The organism is Paenibacillus sp. FSL E2-0151 (assembly GCF_037993015.1).
Taxonomy (GTDB): Bacteria; Bacillota; Bacilli; order Paenibacillales; family Paenibacillaceae; genus Paenibacillus; species Paenibacillus amylolyticus.
The window spans coordinates 909,137-926,332 of record NZ_CP150308.1 but is presented as its reverse complement, the minus strand read 5'-3'; the positions used below and the strand labels follow the sequence as shown (position 1 = coordinate 926,332).

19 protein-coding genes are annotated in these 17,196 nt (G+C 45.7%); 6 read left to right on the top strand and 13 right to left on the bottom strand.

From position 1 onward, the window contains the following. Positions 1–36 precede the first annotated feature (36 nt). Positions 37–918, bottom strand: a complete 882-nt coding sequence (locus MHI55_RS04360) for a diacylglycerol kinase (protein ID WP_017690659.1) — start codon at positions 916–918, stop codon at positions 37–39. A gap of 525 nt (positions 919–1,443) precedes the next feature. Between MHI55_RS04360 and MHI55_RS04355 the strand changes: the two genes are divergently transcribed. Next, entirely contained in the window at positions 1,444–2,160 is a 717-nt protein-coding gene (locus tag MHI55_RS04355) for an NPP1 family protein (RefSeq protein ID WP_036668377.1), read from the top strand. Positions 2,161–2,341: 181 nt separating this feature from the next. On the opposite strand, the gene MHI55_RS04350 is transcribed toward MHI55_RS04355, so the two are convergent. After that, on the bottom strand, positions 2,342–2,758 hold the full coding sequence (locus MHI55_RS04350; protein ID WP_340388984.1) for a DUF4395 domain-containing protein: 417 nt from the start codon (positions 2,756–2,758) through the stop codon (positions 2,342–2,344). Between the two features lie 71 nt (positions 2,759–2,829). Then, positions 2,830–3,756 (bottom strand): 2-dehydropantoate 2-reductase N-terminal domain-containing protein, encoded by a 927-nt coding sequence (locus MHI55_RS04345; RefSeq protein WP_340388982.1) that lies wholly within the window; start codon positions 3,754–3,756, stop codon positions 2,830–2,832. A 168-nt stretch (positions 3,757–3,924) separates the two neighbouring features. Between MHI55_RS04345 and MHI55_RS04340 the strand changes: the two genes are divergently transcribed. Further along, entirely contained in the window at positions 3,925–4,494 is a 570-nt protein-coding gene (locus MHI55_RS04340; RefSeq protein WP_036606049.1) for a TetR/AcrR family transcriptional regulator, read from the top strand. A 145-nt stretch (positions 4,495–4,639) separates the two neighbouring features. Here MHI55_RS04340 and MHI55_RS04335 read toward each other — a convergent pair whose 3' ends face one another. Both MHI55_RS04335 and MHI55_RS04330 read right to left on the bottom strand, forming a co-directional pair. Further along, the gene (locus MHI55_RS04335; protein WP_340388980.1) at positions 4,640–5,425 is read right to left on the bottom strand and encodes a CbiX/SirB N-terminal domain-containing protein; all 786 of its coding nucleotides are present in this window, start codon (positions 5,423–5,425) and stop codon (positions 4,640–4,642) included. A 1-nt stretch (position 5,426) separates the two neighbouring features. Next, positions 5,427–5,717, bottom strand: a complete 291-nt coding sequence (locus MHI55_RS04330; protein ID WP_017690665.1) for a YerC/YecD family TrpR-related protein — start codon at positions 5,715–5,717, stop codon at positions 5,427–5,429. A gap of 452 nt (positions 5,718–6,169) precedes the next feature. Between MHI55_RS04330 and MHI55_RS04325 the strand changes: the two genes are divergently transcribed. Then, positions 6,170–6,805 carry a hypothetical protein gene (locus MHI55_RS04325; RefSeq protein ID WP_338707753.1) on the top strand — a complete coding sequence of 212 codons (636 nt, stop codon included), beginning with the start codon at positions 6,170–6,172 and terminating at the stop codon, positions 6,803–6,805. Positions 6,806–6,938: 133 nt separating this feature from the next. Continuing rightward, the gene (locus MHI55_RS04320; protein WP_338707752.1) at positions 6,939–8,027 is read left to right on the top strand and encodes a DNA alkylation repair protein; all 1,089 of its coding nucleotides are present in this window, start codon (positions 6,939–6,941) and stop codon (positions 8,025–8,027) included. Between the two features lie 395 nt (positions 8,028–8,422). Here MHI55_RS04320 and MHI55_RS04315 read toward each other — a convergent pair whose 3' ends face one another. The 5 genes from MHI55_RS04315 to MHI55_RS04295 form a co-directional block, all read right to left on the bottom strand. Next, positions 8,423–8,884 (bottom strand): DIP1984 family protein, encoded by a 462-nt coding sequence (locus tag MHI55_RS04315; RefSeq protein WP_036668384.1) that lies wholly within the window; start codon positions 8,882–8,884, stop codon positions 8,423–8,425. A 128-nt stretch (positions 8,885–9,012) separates the two neighbouring features. Beyond that, positions 9,013–9,972 (bottom strand): magnesium/cobalt transporter CorA, encoded by a 960-nt coding sequence (corA, locus tag MHI55_RS04310; protein WP_036668386.1) that lies wholly within the window; start codon positions 9,970–9,972, stop codon positions 9,013–9,015. Positions 9,973–10,321: 349 nt separating this feature from the next. Then, positions 10,322–11,311, bottom strand: coding sequence for an inorganic phosphate transporter (locus MHI55_RS04305; protein WP_036668387.1), 990 nt, complete (start codon positions 11,309–11,311; stop codon positions 10,322–10,324). A gap of 14 nt (positions 11,312–11,325) precedes the next feature. Beyond that, positions 11,326–11,946 carry a DUF47 family protein gene (locus MHI55_RS04300; protein ID WP_017690670.1) on the bottom strand — a complete coding sequence of 207 codons (621 nt, stop codon included), beginning with the start codon at positions 11,944–11,946 and terminating at the stop codon, positions 11,326–11,328. 317 nt (positions 11,947–12,263) lie between these two features. Beyond that, positions 12,264–13,337, bottom strand: coding sequence for a DUF3048 domain-containing protein (locus MHI55_RS04295; protein WP_340388978.1), 1,074 nt, complete (start codon positions 13,335–13,337; stop codon positions 12,264–12,266). 337 nt (positions 13,338–13,674) lie between these two features. On the opposite strand from MHI55_RS04295, the gene MHI55_RS04290 reads away from it, so the two are divergent. Next, complete coding sequence (locus MHI55_RS04290; RefSeq protein WP_340388975.1) at positions 13,675–14,217, top strand: DoxX family protein; 543 nt, start codon at positions 13,675–13,677, stop codon at positions 14,215–14,217. A 155-nt stretch (positions 14,218–14,372) separates the two neighbouring features. After that, positions 14,373–14,585, top strand: a complete 213-nt coding sequence (locus MHI55_RS04285; RefSeq protein ID WP_017690673.1) for a hypothetical protein — start codon at positions 14,373–14,375, stop codon at positions 14,583–14,585. 167 nt (positions 14,586–14,752) lie between these two features. Here the strand turns inward: MHI55_RS04285 and MHI55_RS04280 are convergent, their stop codons facing one another. The 3 genes from MHI55_RS04280 to MHI55_RS04270 all read right to left on the bottom strand — a co-directional run bounded on the left by MHI55_RS04280 (position 14,753) and on the right by MHI55_RS04270 (position 16,960). Next, positions 14,753–15,538, bottom strand: a complete 786-nt coding sequence (locus MHI55_RS04280) for a class III extradiol ring-cleavage dioxygenase (RefSeq protein ID WP_100526323.1) — start codon at positions 15,536–15,538, stop codon at positions 14,753–14,755. Positions 15,539–15,641: 103 nt separating this feature from the next. Further along, positions 15,642–16,472 carry an alpha/beta fold hydrolase gene (locus MHI55_RS04275; RefSeq protein WP_340388973.1) on the bottom strand — a complete coding sequence of 277 codons (831 nt, stop codon included), beginning with the start codon at positions 16,470–16,472 and terminating at the stop codon, positions 15,642–15,644. Between the two features lie 254 nt (positions 16,473–16,726). Next, complete coding sequence (locus MHI55_RS04270; protein ID WP_340388971.1) at positions 16,727–16,960, bottom strand: hypothetical protein; 234 nt, start codon at positions 16,958–16,960, stop codon at positions 16,727–16,729. Between the last annotated feature and the right edge of the window lie 236 nt (positions 16,961–17,196).

Here is a 17,196-nt window from a genome sequence, read left to right as displayed (position 1 = left end):
TCCGCAAGCGACCACATTCTCCGCCAAGTGCCAAGTTTAACGATACAACATCAGATGATGACGCAAATTCGTAAAGGTAGCTGGCAATGTACCGCCCAACTCTCCATCGAGGTTCAATTGTACATATCCCGGGGACGTAACTTCCATATGACTCGTCTGGAAATGAACCACTTTCTTGTCGTTCAGATGCTCCCCACGCAGCGCGAGCGTTACGAGGCGAATCATATCGGCCAGATTACATTTGCGGACACCGATCACATCGAACAGACCATCATCGATGGTTGCACCTGGAGCCAACTTCTCAAATCCCCCGACCGAATTGGTATTGGCGATGAGGAATAACATGAATTCATCATGGATCTCTTCCTGACCGTCGGCGCGAATAATCAGCTCCTGAGGAGACAGGCTCGCCATTTTCTCAATACCCTTCATGTAATAGGCCAGTTGCCCAATCATCGTTTTCAGACGACTCGGTACTTCATAGGTCAGTTCAGTCAGTGATCCGCCACCAGCGATGTTGATAAAATATTTATCATTCGCTTTGCCCAGATCGAGCGGACGAAGTTGCTGGTTAATGACCAGATCCACGTAATCTTCCCACTGTCTCGGAATGCCGAGTGCACGTGCAAAATCATTCGTTGTTCCCAAAGGAAACACACCCAGCGGAGGACGGTTCTCCCGCTCAGCCATACCGTTAATCACTTCATACAACGTGCCATCGCCACCAGCAGCAATAATCATGTCATATCCGCGTTCAATTGCCAGTTCAGCTTCCCGGGTTGCGTCACCTTCACCCGTTGTTGCGTGACATGAAGCTTCAATACCACCTTGATCCAAACGCTGCAAAATATCAGCCAGACGTTTCTTCATTTCTTCCCGGCCTGAGGTCGGATTATATATTAAGCGAGCTTTTTTCATCTCATACGCCACCTATTCCACATTATCCATGAGTCTAAACGACCTCATATTCTTACGTTGCATCAGTCCACAAAAGGGCATATTTTTTACACAATAATGAACTTCCGTTAATGTTGCTCTAATCTTTCGTCTTACCTATATCTATGCATCAGGAATTCCGTCTCATTCCAAAGCCTTTAACTCCTATCATATCATCAAATGTAAAGATGTCCTAGCCTGTAATCCATAAGTATATTTTAACATATCCGTACCCACTAATCTGCCTATTACCCAATAAACCTCACGCACTGCTCCTGAATCTTCCCCACTACCTTTTATGTAAAATAGTCTCATTAATCAACCATTCTGCCCGCTTGGACAGGAATTAGTCTTCGATTTCGATGATCTACATATGATTATGACATAGATATGCTACAAATTTACAAATCTTAAGATGAAAAGATAAATAACATAAACCTTTTTCCAATATAGTTTTAGTGCAACCTCAATTTAACACCACATCATACCCTTGAAGGAGAATTGTAAATGAAAAAAATCGTGTTAATGCTCCTGGTCTTTCTTATGGCATGTATTCCTTGGGTCACCGTTGTTGAAGCAGCAGAAATTAATCATGATCAGGTTGTCGGATTTCAGGAAGTCTCCCCAGTCACCGTAATGCAACAAGCAGCCAAGCGTTTTCAGCCATTTCTAAAAGTCTATCATGGTTGTGTACCTTTTCCCGCAGTGGATCAACAGGGCAATACCAGCGCTGGCTTGAATACGTCCGGGTCATCGAATGGGAACTGTAGCTCAAACACAGGGCAGATCTACTCCCGCTCCGCATGGCACAATGGGGTGTGGGCTATCATGTATTCGTGGTATTTCCCCAAAGACTCCCCTTCCTCTGGACTCGGCCATCGTCATGATTGGGAAGGAATCGTCGTGTGGGTCGATAATCCGGCAGCTCCCAATTCCAAAATCCTCTCTATCGCATATTCCGGTCACGGCCAGTTTACAAAAGTTACACCGAGCAATAACAATACACAAGGTAACCATCCGTTGATTTCCTATAATAGTACCTGGCCGCTGAACCATGAGCTTGGCGTTACTAATGCTGTTGGCGGAACTCAGCCTTTAATCGGATGGGACGATCTGACTTCTGCGGCACGAAATGCACTCAACACGACAAACTTCGGTAGCGCCAACGTGCCTTTCAACGATAACAATTTTACCAACAATTTAAATAAGGCCTGGTTCAGATAAAAAAAATCCCCTTCAAGTGGCAGCTCACTTGAGGGGGATTTCATTATAATGCGATCGTATCCCGATCGCCATATAGGTCCAGCTAAAAGCTTGCCGCAAGAAAGCTCCTCGGAACATGACTCGTCTTTATCCTTACTCGAAGAATAAGTTATTCTGTCATCGTATCGCTCATCAGATAACCTCAAAATCCGATTTTTCTGCCTGCACGCAGCTGTTTATACCAGAAATAGACGGTACAGCCTACACAATAACCCAGCAGTGCCGCGCTTGCAGCCGCGAGAAGCATGACGGAGAATACATAACCTGCGCCTACCCAACCAAGCGAGAACGAGATGAGTGCCAAAGACAGGAAGAGCACGGCCAGAATATTGTTGAATCGCTGTAGCTCCACCGCCTGCGTCTCTGTACCTTTACCAGTCAACACAGCTTTCCCAATCTGCACAAACAGATTAAGCTTGCCACTGGAAGCCAGACCAACCACCTGAATGCTCCAGAGCGCTCCCAGAACTACAATTGGATTGAACACAAACGAGAGTAAAACAAACAATACAATACCGACCTGATTTGCTTTCACATAACGCATGGGCACTTCCCGCATCTGTATATCTCCTTATCCCCATTTTATTAGTTGGTTTTATTGTAGTCGGTATTGGGTTAATGAGCAACACTTCATTTAAGGGAAGTAAAATCTCTTTTCAGTACGTCCCAATGGGGAGTCGGGATGCCTGTTGTCTTTTTCCAATCGGTAAATGCATTATTTAACGCCTCAATCTCTCCAAAAGAACCCGCGACCAGCTTATGAACCGGAAGCATGCTATAGATCTTCAACAGAAGGTACAACATCCGTTGATGCTTGCGGATCATTTTAGCCTGAATCTCCGGTATAATCGTTATGCCCATAGCCTCAAGTACGCTAAAGCCTTCATCCATCGCCCTAATCATATGTTGGATTTGCTTTCTGTTCCCGTCCAACTTGATCAACTCACGCTTCTCATTAAAGCTCACCGCATTAAGCATCAGAATGGGGATGATATGGCTTTTCAGCCAGGCATCAATATCGCTCAGAACATTTAACTTGTATTTCACATGTTGGAAAGCTTGATCCAGCAAAGGTTTAAAGCCTATTTCACCGTCCAGACTTCCAATTACCATTTGTCCGCTGCCTCCACCGACCGATAACATGCGGTCCTTTTCCCGCTTCCCTGCACTCACATGGAATCCAAACGCGACCTGTTTTGCTACCCTGCTGTTTTCCTCCAAAAAGTTTTGCATGCTTCGTGCATCTGCGTTGTTTCCCACAATCACAATATTGCTGCTCTGATTGTCTGCCAGGATAGGTAACACTGAAGGAAAATCGTTATATTTCATGACAACAAAAATCAGATCATATTGGTCATCCACTTCCAACGTTCTGGCTACCCGAACCTGATCAACTGTCGTTTTGAATTGAAAAATATGCCGGATGACGATTCCATCCTTCTCCAGCTCCTCTGCCCGCTTCCCTCTAGCCAGAATAGTAACATCATTCCCGCCACGTACCAGAACTTGTGCCAGTTGACTGCCCAAAACCCCCGCACCATACACTAATATCTTCATTGGTTATCCCTCAATTTCATATTTTATAAATAATCGTTGTTTTATCAACATTTGTTGATAAAATAAGAGTAACAAAGCACCTACTGTGCTTCAATCGTTAAAATATCCGTTTTTGTTGAATAATCAACGAATGATTCCTTATTGTTGAAAACCATCATAGGAGGGGCCATGGACAGACGAGTACTCAAGACACGAAAGGCAATAATTGAAGCTTTTGTGGGGTTACTGGAGGAACAGGATTTTGAGCAAATTACGATAAACGATATTGCTGATCGGGCTAATGTAAACCGAGGAACCATCTATTTGCATTACGCTGACAAGTTCGACCTGTTGGATCAATGCATTGAGACCTATTTGCAGCGGTTGTTGGATGCCTGTATGATCGAAAGCCCTACTACAACACCCGTTACGGCCAAGGATGCGTTGCTCCGAACCTTCAGTTATCTGGAACAGCATGCCTCTACCTATACCACACTTCTAACTAAAAAAGGTATTCCAGCGTTCCGTAGTAAGTTGATGACATTGTTGGTCCAGGGAGTGGAGGAACAGATGGATGCCTGTGGCATCCAGGAAGGTATGAAAAAAGAGATCACCATACAGTTTCTTGCTTCCGCTGCTGTGGGCCTCCTGGAGTGGTGGATTATGAATTCCATGCCATATCCGGCCGAGGAGATCGTTGACCAATTAATAAATTTACTGGAGCTACATCTGCAATTGCACGCACCCATTAATGGATAACCCAATCTCTTTCAAGTGATCTACAACAAACAAAAACCACGTCCTTCGACGTGGTTTGATTGTTTATGAAGCTATGGAGTTCAAATCAATTGATACTGCATTACTACGAGCGATGCGATCACACACCTATGCCAAAGCGATCACTTCAAGAAGAAGCTTTAACTTCATTACATCTCTCCAGCAAAATCTGGATCTGGCGCTCCAGCCACTGCCCAAGCAATGGATGTGGCAACAGTGTCTCACCGCTGTACACATAGTTCAGTTCTTGCAACCGACCCGGGATAACGTTCCTCGTGAAATAACCGGCACTCAAAAACAGCGGCGCCACAATGACTTGGTTCCCCCGCTCTTCGCTCCAATACTTCACTTTGTCGTACACACTCTCCGGATTCAGCAATGCATAATCCGTATGGGCTACATCACTAACTTCCTGCACACGCTCTGCAAGGGAAGAAATTCCGGCTTCCCAACGCTCGCGAAAACCATCATGAATACTCCCATGGCCAACCAGCAGAATCGTTTCTTCCTCCGGTTGCTGCGACAGTACTCGGACTTTGTCCCACACCATCACGGCAATATCCGGATCGTTATCCACCGGATAACCGAAGTGAACCCGAGCCTTCACATCGAACGGTTCCAGATCCGTTTCGCGATCAGGTGTTTCCTTTGCACCAATGGCATATTCAATTTCATCCACATGTGTACTGCCGGACGAAACAAATAGAGGTACGACCAGAATATCGGTTACGCCTTGTGCTTCCAGTCGGTCGATACCGTCCTGGATCAGGCGTCCTTCCACAAGTTCAAGAAAACCGGCTTCAACCGGTAATGGAACAGGCAGATTCAACCGGGAGATCGCGTCATCGACGGATTCCACCCAGGTCTGCTCCTGTGAACCGTGACTGATGATGAGTACACCCGGCTTCTTCATGTTAGCGTCCCAGGCGTTCCAGCGTCATTTTATAACCATCATTACCGTAATTCAGGCAGCGTTTCACACGTGAAATTGTAGCTGTACTCGCACCTGTCTCTGCTTCAATCTGGTTATACGTATTGCCTTTACCCAACATACGAGCCACTTCCAGCCGCTGGGACATGGATTGGATCTCGTTAACTGTGCAGAGGTCATCAAAGAAAACATAACACTCTTCAATATCTTTTAGCGTCAAAATAGCCTCGAATAGTTGTTCAATGCTTTTATCATTTAGCTTTTTCAGCTGCATTTCATCATCATCCCCTAGCGGTTACTGTGTACCTACATTGTACTCACCCTGAGTTGGTATTTCAAGCGTTACCGATTTCACGCACTACAGAATAAAAATACATGTTACCGCTTACAAAAGGTACTATTGTCCTCCCCTCGTGTACATCGGGCGAAATTTCCGCGCTTTTTCCCAGTTTTCACCTGTATATATCCGATTACTTATGTAGGATTTCAATCCTCCTAAATGTTACAATTTTGTGTCTAAACTTCATTTTACTCTTCGTGAACCTGCCATCTTACATGCGCCCAAATCCGCAAATATCCCGTTTTCCGGGATACCCGCCTACGCCGTCTCTCCGCGAATGACATACAGTATAACAAAAGGGAGTTCCACAAGGGTCTATGATGTACATCTGTCATGCAACTCATGGAACGCAATTCCGAAATCCAATAGAAGGAACGTGATTGTTCATGCCACAGCATTATTATCACCGCCAGCCAGCACCAGGGCAGCGTCCGTCTTCTCATGCTCATCGGCAGGCACATACTTCTGCCTATATGCCGCCCGGTGTGGTTCCGAGGTCTTTAAATGAAACTCAGATTCAACCGATGTATCCTGGAGTAGAGCCCCATTACCCGGGCTTTGGTGAAGTCGAAGCTTCTGCAGTCGTACCCTATGGGCAAGGTGTGGCTGGCGGGAACTTTTATGGAGGTGCAGCTCAGGTTCTTCCCCCAGCTCCGGTACCGGCGCCTGCTACTGGCAGTTCCGGCTTTTCATTAGCCAACATCGGTGAGTTAAAAGGAATGATCGACCGCTTCGGCGGTATTGATGGAATCATGACTGGAATAGGCAAAATGCAAAAGGTCGTCGGTGGTATCCAGCAGATGGCTCCGATGATGAAACTTGTTATGGGCATTCTGCCTTTTGGAAAAGGAAAAACGGATAGCAGCGCGGCCGATGCAGACTATGAAGAATATAAGCCGTCCCGCAAACGCAAAAACAAACGTCGGAACAAAGCAACGAATGTTCCACGTCGCCGTAATACGACTCCAACCCGTCGCAAATCCAATTCCACGAAGCGCCGTCCCAAAAGTCACAAAGGTTAAGAAGATTAAGGCACCCCCTTACAGAAGGCGGGTGCCTTAACACCGTCCATCCGTATACAAATAAATTCCAGGAACTTACGTTCTTATTTCTGTAATTTGAGGTATACTGGATAGTAACTAAAGGAGGCGGACCATGGAACTTATCAAAGATAAATACACTCCCGCATTAATCGATCGGACCGGCGAACAGATGCGTCAATTCTACCCTAAGCTGGATACACAGCAATTTCATGAATTGGTTTTCGCCGAAGGCTGGGAACAGTTGGAATTCAAAGCGCGCATTCGCAGAATCACACTGGCTTTGACCCAGGTACTGCCGGACAATTATGAGGAAGCATTACATATTATCGAACAAGCCGCCCCGACGATGAGAGGCGTTGAATATCTGTTTGTACCGGATTTTATCGAAGTGAACGGACTTGACCCAGAGGATTACGAGTTATCCATGAAGTATCTGACCCTCTTCACACCTTATTCCAGCTCGGAGTTCGCGGTACGCCCGTTTATTGAACATTATCCAATCCAAACGATGAAACATATGATGGCGTGGGCAGAGAGCAACAACGAGCATATCCGCAGACTTGCCAGTGAGGGCAGCCGGCCACGTTTGCCATGGGGTGCGAAACTCCAGAACTTTATCACTGATCCAACACCTGTACTTCCGATTCTGCATGCATTGAAACAGGACGAGTCCCTCTATGTTCGCAAAAGTGTCGCCAATCATCTGAATGACATCTCCAAGGACCACCCTGAACTGGTTATGGATCTGGCCACGACCTGGTACGGACAACATGCACACACAGACTGGATTGTCCGGCATGCCAGCAGGTCATTACTGAAGAAAGGACATCGCAAAGCACTGAGTCTTTTTGGTTATAACGAGCAGGATTCGATTCACATTGAGCAGCTTCAGCTTGTCCAGGATACGATTAGCATTGGCGAGGATCTTCATTTTTCGTTTGATGTCGTTAACGAGAGCGGCGAGTCCCAGATGCTGCGAATTGAATATGAGATGGGTTATATGAAGGCAAATGGCAAGCAGGCCCCCAAACGGTTCAAATGCTCCGATAAAATGTACCCGACAGGCAGAACCAAGGTAGCCACTAAACAATCGTTCAAAGTCATCACAACGAGAAAATATTATGCCGGTCTGCATACGCTTACCATTCTTGTGAATGGCAAAGAAGCAGCTACAACTTCTTTTGTTCTTGAAATGGAGTAAAAGGAAGTCATCATAAGTTATACACAGCTTGTTGAAGCGGAATAGTTATTCACATGTGGATACATTTTTTTCAAAACTTCTAATAGAAGAATCAGAAAGGCCACCTGGCAAACATCATCTCCCGACATTTATTACTGCCCGAGATCATGGCCCAGTGGCCTTCTTCATATGTAGTTCAAACTGCAATTCCCCTTACCCACCCTCACCGCTATCCAAAGACCTGCATATGGTCGTAACAATTAGAAAGATACACGATACATCCATGCTGCGCATTCTTGTAACAATATTGGGCTAAATGATGATATGGGTTAGACATGGCCCAGCGTCTACCAGGTTTCCAACTTCCCGTTGGTGGGTTATGCTCGCTTCATTTGGATAGGGTTACCGACGCAGTTTTATTCCTCGATTAAGTCTATGGTCCAGTTCTTCTCCTGAATTTTAAAATCCAGTTCCCGGTAGGATTTCGAAAGGCTATCCACTTTTTGTTGAATATCTGCTATGTTCACGGTTCGCTCATACTTCACTTCAGAACGACTGTACCGATCCTGGCGAATGGACGCATTCTGCAAAACCTCGTTAAACGATGCTCTTTCTTGCATGATTCCATCCCGCTCTGCAAGGGCATCTGCAAGCGTAACTCCAGCTGTGAAGTCAGTCTGTGCATTGGTCTTATTAATTTTCTTAACCAATACCGTCAGGCTCCGGATCGTATTCTCCAGGTCAATCATAAGCAACTGTGGGTCCTCTGCTGGCTGTTCACCTTCCTGAACTTTAACTACGCGTTCCAGACGTTGCTTGAGCTGAGCTATCTTCTTCTGCTCATCTGCACGCAGTACAAGAGCCTCTGCCAATCTCATCGTATCCCATCCTTCCACAATGATATGTATGGATAATTCATCCAGAATCTATTCACATATCGTTATATTTTACCTGTGGATACACGTTATTACAAGTTTATGTTACTAACATCTGATTACACTCGTTCTCACTTAAACCAGCCCCGTTTTACAAACCAGGCCACCATGCTTCCACCAAGCACAAACATCAACAGCAACACAGCCCCATACCCAAACTTCCATTGAAGCTCAGGCATATAGGCAAAGTTCATGCCATAAATACCCGCGATCAGTGTGAGCGGCATAAATACAGTCGTAATCACCGTGAGTGTCTTCATGATCTGATTCATCCGGTTGGAGTTCAGGGAAATATAACTATCGCGCAGGTCAGCAGTCATCTCCCGATCGGCTTCAATCATGTCCGTCAGCTTCAATAAATGGTCATAGATATCGGTAAAATAAGCCGTATGTTCACCTGTTCGCTGCACATGCTGGGAGTTCACCACCCGATAGAGCAGATCCCGCATCGGTACTACGGTTCTTCTAAGCTTCAGCAATCGAGTCCGCAGATCAAACACCTGGTTCATCAAGTCTTCAACTGACTCCTGTCCACCCCGGTTCTCCAGTTCGGCCAGTTCATCCTCAATGGCAAATAGAGACGGAAAATAATGATCGACCAACTTGTCCATCACCGTATAGGCTGCTGCCACCGGACCTCGCGCCCAGATGGTTCGTTCATGTGCATGGTGCAACAAGCGTTCCCACGCTTCATCCACTTCCTCCAATACGCCATGATGAAAAGACACTAGGAAGTTTGATCCGAGAAACAAGTCAACCTCCTCGGCTTCCAGTGTGGACGGGTTCAGTGCATGGAGCACAAGAAACTGAAGATTATCATAATAATCGAGCTTAGGCCGCTGCAATACATGCAGACAGTCCTCAATAGCTAAAGGGTGAAAATGAAAATATGTATCCAGCAAACGGCTTTCCTCTTCCGTAGGCTGGTTAAAATCTGCCCATACCCAGGCATAATCGTTCAGATCCAGCTGTGTAAGTGGTACGTTAACGGAGACTTGATGTTCTCGTGTAATGGCGAGTGTACGAATCATAAATTAGACCACGTCCTTGTCCTGTATCTTTACGTCATTGTACAACTTTAACCATAGGTACGTCTCCCACGTGTCCAAAATATCCACAGACGCATTTAAACTCGACAACAAAAAAAGCCAACCCTGTTGGCTTCTCTCATTTCCCTATCCACAGTTCCCTGTATCCACAGGAATATCTTCTTTTGGTTTATCATTCCACGGATGGCTATCCACATATCCAGCCTGTCCACACGTTCATGCACAGGCGTCTCTTGATTTTGGTTGTATATTTATCCACATATCCCGATATTCACACAGTTATGAACAGATTGTCTGGTAACTCCGAATTTGTTCGGGATAACTTCTCTTTTTAGAAAATAATCCAGTACAATAACCCTGCCAGTGCCCCAGTAATCGGAATCGTAATGAACCACGTAATAATAATACGTCCAGCAAGTCCCCATTTCACAGCAGAGAAACGTTTCGCGGAACCCACACCCAGAATTGCTGATGTGATCGCGTGCGTTGTACTCACTGGAAGGTGAAGCAACGTTGCTGTGAAAATAACGGATGCAGCTGACAGATCGGCGGCAAATCCGTTGATCGGTTCAATTTTAAAGATTTTGGTACCCATCGTTTTGATGATTTTCCAACCACCAATGGATGTACCCAGAGCCATCGCAGTTGCTGCTGAGATTTTAACCCACAGCGGAACATCCAGATTATCCTGCACACCTGCTGCAACCAAAGCAAACGTAATAATACCCATCGCTTTCTGTGCATCATTCGTACCATGCGTGAATGCTTGCAGTGCTGCCGTGAAAATCTGTACCGTACGGAAACCTTTGTTCACGTTATGCGGACTGCGTTTGGCGAAAATATATTTGAGAATCGTCATGACCACATAACCGATGGCAAATGCGATCAGAGGTGATAATAACAAACCTCCAACGATATCAATGAATCCGCTCCATTTCACTTTATCAGATCCTGCGCCAACGAGTACGGCACCTGCAAGGGCTCCAATAAGTGCATGTGATGAGGAAGACGGAATACCAAACCACCATGTAACCAGGTTCCAGATAATCGCTGATATCAAGGTGACTATGACGACCTCTATCCCGTTATCCAGCGTGGTGGGGTCGGTCACACTCCCCCCAATCGTCTTCGCAACGCCTGTGAACATCATCGCACCGACAAAGTTCATCACCGCTGCCATAAGAATAGCTCGACGCGGCGTCAGTGCTCGGGTTGAGACCGAAGTCGCAATGGCATTGGCCGTGTCGTGAAAACCGTTGATGAAGTCAAACGCCAGTGCAAGGAAGACGACTATACCCAATACCCAAATCGTTGTTTCCATTATTCTCTGGCTCCTTAAGAATTACGCATAATGATGGATTCAAGCACGTTCGCCACGTCTTCACAAGCATCCGTTGTTGTCTCAAGACGTTCGTAAATTTCCTTACGCTTGATCAGTTCAATCGGATCAGACACGGTAGCGAAGAGATGTTTGATACACATGCGCAGCACTTCGTCGCCTTGGTTTTCCAGATCATTCAAACGAATGGTATACTCACGGATCGCGAGCAATTTTTTCTGGGACAGCAGATGGATCGCCTTCTGAATTTCGTAAGCCGATTGGCGCAAAATTTCAGCAAACTGTATGACGAACTCATCATCTGGATCTGTCAGTTGGTACATATAGAAACGGGAAGCCGTTGCTTCGAGTCCGTCCAATACGTCATCAAGTGTTGTTGTCAGCTCCATAATATCATCGCGTTCGATCGGCGTGATAAATGTTTTGTTGAGTTCTGTAATGATCGTATGCACGTAATCATCACATTTCGACTCGTACTTCTTCATTTCATTAGCAAAAAGAGTCACATCCTGAAGGTTGGAAACATGCTGGGAGAAATAATCTGCCGCTTGAACAACCGTATCTGCCATATTCTCCAGTGTCTCAAAAAATATATCCTTCTTCTTCTTAAGCTTCATAGCTCTATCCCCTTTACGAGAAAAATTGCCGACAACCGATGAAACATGAAATGACAACCTTTGATATCTTATCATATTTGTTTCATGGTTTGTACAAAAGGTGTGATCCTTTTTTATATTCTTATCACATTAATCTGAAATGAATCTTAATTATTTGGAATAATGGTAAATTCAAGTCAAGATTTTACACTGCGTTTACAATTCGACATCAAAATTCAAAATCGACACGATTCTACTTTTCACGCTAAGGACAAATATAATGCCTTTTCGACAACAAAATGAATACATGTTTCATTGTTTTCTTTCATTACATCCTTTTATTGCTGCGCAGCCAGCTTCACATGACTGGAAAATTCCGGTTGATTGGGAACAATGCTGATAAAGGTTTTACCCGGTACAAGAGCAACTTCACTGCCACCTTGAACAAACCGTATAATATCCCCCTGCTTCTTCACCCACTGCCCACGAATCATCTTGCCCTTCTGAAAAAGCATGGCTTCCCCGCCCTGTTCCAAATTAACGGACAACCGACCTACATTATCGAGCACCTTGTGATCTGCACCTGCCACAATGATGTTTGCTGCACCAAGTTGAGTCCCATTATCCAGATCCTGATCTGCCTTGCCATTCACCATTCTCATATATCGTCCGCTAACTTCATCATAATCATACGTCACCCGGTAACTATCCAATAAATAATGGATATCAAATTGCTTCACTGCCTCTCCTACGGATGTCGCGCCTTCTTCGTTATAATTGTATACCGGCGACTTGAAATCATGGCTGTAACCCTTGATGTCTGACCCTTCTCTCAGCTTGTCCGCTGAAGTATACAGATTATGTGGGGCTTTACGATCCGAGGAACGCCAGAAGTAAGGTCCACCATTCGAGATTTCATCCATATGCTGTTTCTGCTGCCTTTGCAAAATGGAATACGCCTCCGGACTGCCTCCGGCGTGAACAAGTACCCCATCATAACTCTCGCCAAGCTCAATTAGATATGGACGTATACTGCGAACGGGTCCAACCGTCTCCGCACCGCCTTCACTCTGGAAGATGGCTATGAAACGGGTAATGCCTCCCTCAGCGAGAACTTCAAGAATGATATCGGCTGAACTTAGACCCGATTGGGGCCGAGCTGCGGGTGCATTATTAATCATTACGGCGAGTGGTCGACGCGTAATCGCTTCATCTACAGGCAGACCCGTCAGAGGTGCTGTATAGAGAGACGTGTTGGTTTCCTCCACGTGTTCTTCTTGTACAGGTGCAGGTGTCGGTTCTGGCTGAAGTGGCATCTGCGCCACCTCCTGGTTTTGGCAAGCAACAAGACTTAATGAGAGAATAAACAGAGATGCAGCCCATGCTGCTTTGTTCCATTTAAAAAGCTTCAATATAGGACCTCCTGAACGATATGGCCTGGTTCTAAGTTGTGATATATGTCTCATGTGGGCAACCATTTCACGTATTTCTTTCCATTTAATCACACCCCATCCGATTTGTCTGCGCCTAGAAGGCCTTGATACAGCTTGAAATTCACATTTGAAACAGCATATAGCCAGAAAAATATGTCCTAAATGTGAACTTCTCAAACCTTACTTAAAATTTGAACTAGATTGTGATTTTAATCACAAACAAAACAACTTTTGAACTATACAATAAAGACATCAAAGGTGATCACTTAGAAAAACAAAAACAACACACACTAGATTCCATGAAGGAGTGGTTCATATGTTCAGCACAAACCAATGGCTTAGAGAAAACAAAGTAGCAATGTGGATTTTGACAGTACTTCGGGTGTATATCGGTTATGATTGGATGACTCACGGATGGAGCAAATTGACTGGCGGATTCCAAGCTGGCGGGTTCTTGGCCGGTGCGGTAGAAAAAGCAACAGGTGATCATCCAGCAGTTCAAGCATGGTGGGCAACGTTCCTTGAGAAATTCGCAGTACCAAACGCAGGACTGTTCGACTTCGTTATCCCATTGGGTGAATTCCTTGTAGGTTTGGGTCTCATCCTCGGTTGCTTCACTACACTAGCAGCACTGATGGCTATGGTCATGAACTTCGCGTTCCTCTTCTCGGGAACAGTAAGCACGAATGCTCAACTGGTTGTAATGGAAATCTTCCTTGTCGTTGCTGGTGCAAATGCAGGTAAAATCGGTCTGGATCACTGGGTACTGCCTTACCTTCGCGGATTGTTCACTCGTAACACCAAAGGAAATCTTCCTAAAGACACACCAACGATTAGCCCTACTCAAAAAACAGCTTAAGCAATCATTCATAGAATTCTCGGCCCTGCTCCCAATCCCCCTGGAGAGCAGGGCTTTTTACTTTTCAAAATCAGCCCGAATGCCTGACTGACTTGCCCATCCACAGAAAATCGTATTATGATGAAATAAAGTTGAACTTCAAAGGAGTACACGATATGCCGACCCAGCGACGTCTCGAGACCGATGCGGACTTCCAGGAAGCCATGAATATGAAGTATAAGGTTCGAGTTTTTAAAGATAATCACCAGATTGACTCCGGTGGCATCATTATCCGTTTTGACAGCAACACCGTAGTAGTACAATCCAGTGTCAGTGAGCTCGCTTATCATTCGCGTACAGACTGTGAATTGTTCGAAATCCGCAAATAAAGATCTATTGCATGAATAAGTCCTCGTATTAAAAAAAGGTTACTGTAGCCCTTCAAGGGTGTACAGTAACCTTCTTTTGTTTATATATTGTAATTGTATGCATTAATACACGTTATCCGTACGAAACTGGCTTCAAGCACCATAATCAGGCTGTTGTCTGTTCCAAGTTACACGCCGTCTCCAAACTGCCAGCAGTTTAAACTGAGCGTTCCATAAGGGTAAGACTGGAATAGACGCTTCGCTGATCGGGACATATCCGCTGTACCCATGGCATAGAACAAAGGTGCAATGTGTTCTGTACCATACGACGGAACCGCCGTACGTGCATGAGGGGCTTTTTTCTCATATTGAAACAGTTCTCTTGTGTTCCACTGCTGCAAGCGCTCCCCAATCCAGTTATCAAATTCAACCGCCCACTCTTGCGGTTCATCCGTATTGCCCAGCAATCGCAAATTGTGAACCGTTCCACCGCTGCCAATGATTAACACATCATCATGACGTAGCTGTTCCAGCATTCGGCCAATATCATACTGTTCCTGCGGCGTACGCAGCGAGTCTACAGATACAGCAATCACAGGTATGTTAGCCTCGGGATACATATGGAGCAACGGTACCCATACGCCATGATCCAGCCCTCGGCCTCGAATCGGCTGATGTGCCAGATTGCTGCGGGTGAACAAAGCACATATCTCGTTCGCTAAATCTGGCTGCCCAGATGCAGGGTATTCCATCGTATACATCGTAGAAGGAAATCCGTAAAAATCATGCAAGGTCTGATGTGTATCATCCATCGTCACGGACGGCTTAGGACAATCCCAATGCGCCGTAAATACGACAATGGCTTTCGGAGCCGGCAGCCTGTCTCCAAGCTGGTTCAAGAAGTGAGTGTAGTCATTGCTCTCCACCGCCAGAGCGGGAGAACCATGCGCAATGAAAAGTGCGGGTAATGTCATTGCTGCCAACCTCCAGACACGGATAGAATGCTTACTCCTCTATTTTACCCTTAAGAAGGCGCTTTTCCAAGCTGACATCCCCAAACAGTTGTAATCCTGCCACTTATATCATCCAGTGTTGCCAATCCTGCTCGATCTTCTGACGTTCGCCCAGCCACTCTCTGGTACGCGTAATCAGCTGTTCCCGCTCTTTACCTGAAGAGAAGGTGTGATCACCCTGGAAGATGATCTCCTTGTCGCAACGGCCTTCCTGGCGCATCCAGAATACCTTTTGATACAGGAATGCATAGTCTACAGGGATAATCTCATCTGACGTGCCGTGCACGACTAGAACATCGCCGCTAAACTTAACTGCTTCCTGGAATGGCTGTTGTTCAGCAAGAGACTCGAAGAACGGCGGTGTGAATTTGTATCCGAGATAATCAGCCGCACCCAGTTTCACGCCTTCATCATATACTTCCCGTCCCGTAATCTTCACGATATCATTGAATGGATAACCCACGGAGGACCACATAACCAGGTTTTTGACACGTTTGTCACGTACAGCAGTTAGTAATGCAACGGCACCACCCAGACTATGACCAATCAGCGTAACACGCGTAGGATCTACATCACTGCAATTCACCGCGTAGTCCAGCACCGAACGGGTCTGCAGCACCATGGACTCCAGTCCCTCCGCTCCGTACTCCCCACTGCTCTCTCCGCAACCGATATAATCGAAACGCAAGACCAGATAACCGTCTTCAGCCAGCTCCCGTGCAGTCTTTACAAACAAACGATCCACGCCGATCCGGCTACCAACGAAGCCGTGGCAGATGACCGCAAGAGGGACTCGCTGCTGACTCTTCTCCTCCTTGATATCTTTCACAACCGGATAATGAATCGTGGCTGTTAATTCTTCCTGTCCATGACGGATACTGATCTGACGTTCCATACCGATTTCCCCTTTCCACCCTTAGCCTGTTAACTTCCATTTATTAAATATATATAATCCGATAAGTTTAGTGTGTATTAAGATGTTATTCATATATTATCATCCCGTAACCTTCAAGTCAACGTAAGTAAGAACCCTTTCTGCGTCGACTACCAATCTACATTTTATCGGATAATAAGCGCAAAAAAATGAGCCACGCTGATGACAGCTGGCCCGGATATCATTTGGAATTCAAACCAAGTGTTGCAGGATCGTTATTCGTAGCTACTACGGAACATCTCGTGGGTCTCCACCCGTCCATTCCACTCATGCTCATGACCCGAATCACTATTGTCCCAGAAACTTCTGCCCTTCAAATTACCATCTGTCAGTTCTTCTGCATACTCCGTATCCTCCAGGTTCTCTTCAAAGGATACAACCTCGTCCACGACTCCACGGGAGTTGCTGTTCAGTAGCAGCTTCCGCGTCAATTCTGTTTGTTTATCCATAACAAGCACACTCCAATCTTGGATTTCTGTTGGAAATGCTACTATTGTGATGGAATCGGCTGCTCTTTATGCATACTTCACACAATCGTTAGATCTGGGATGCGTGAGGGTATTTTTTCACATGAACAGGGGAAAATAAACGAACAAACATAGGCAGCATCTGCCTCGGAATCCTTCTGCCGAAAGGAATGAATTCATGGAACATCTACTGGAATGGATTCAACATCACGGTAAAC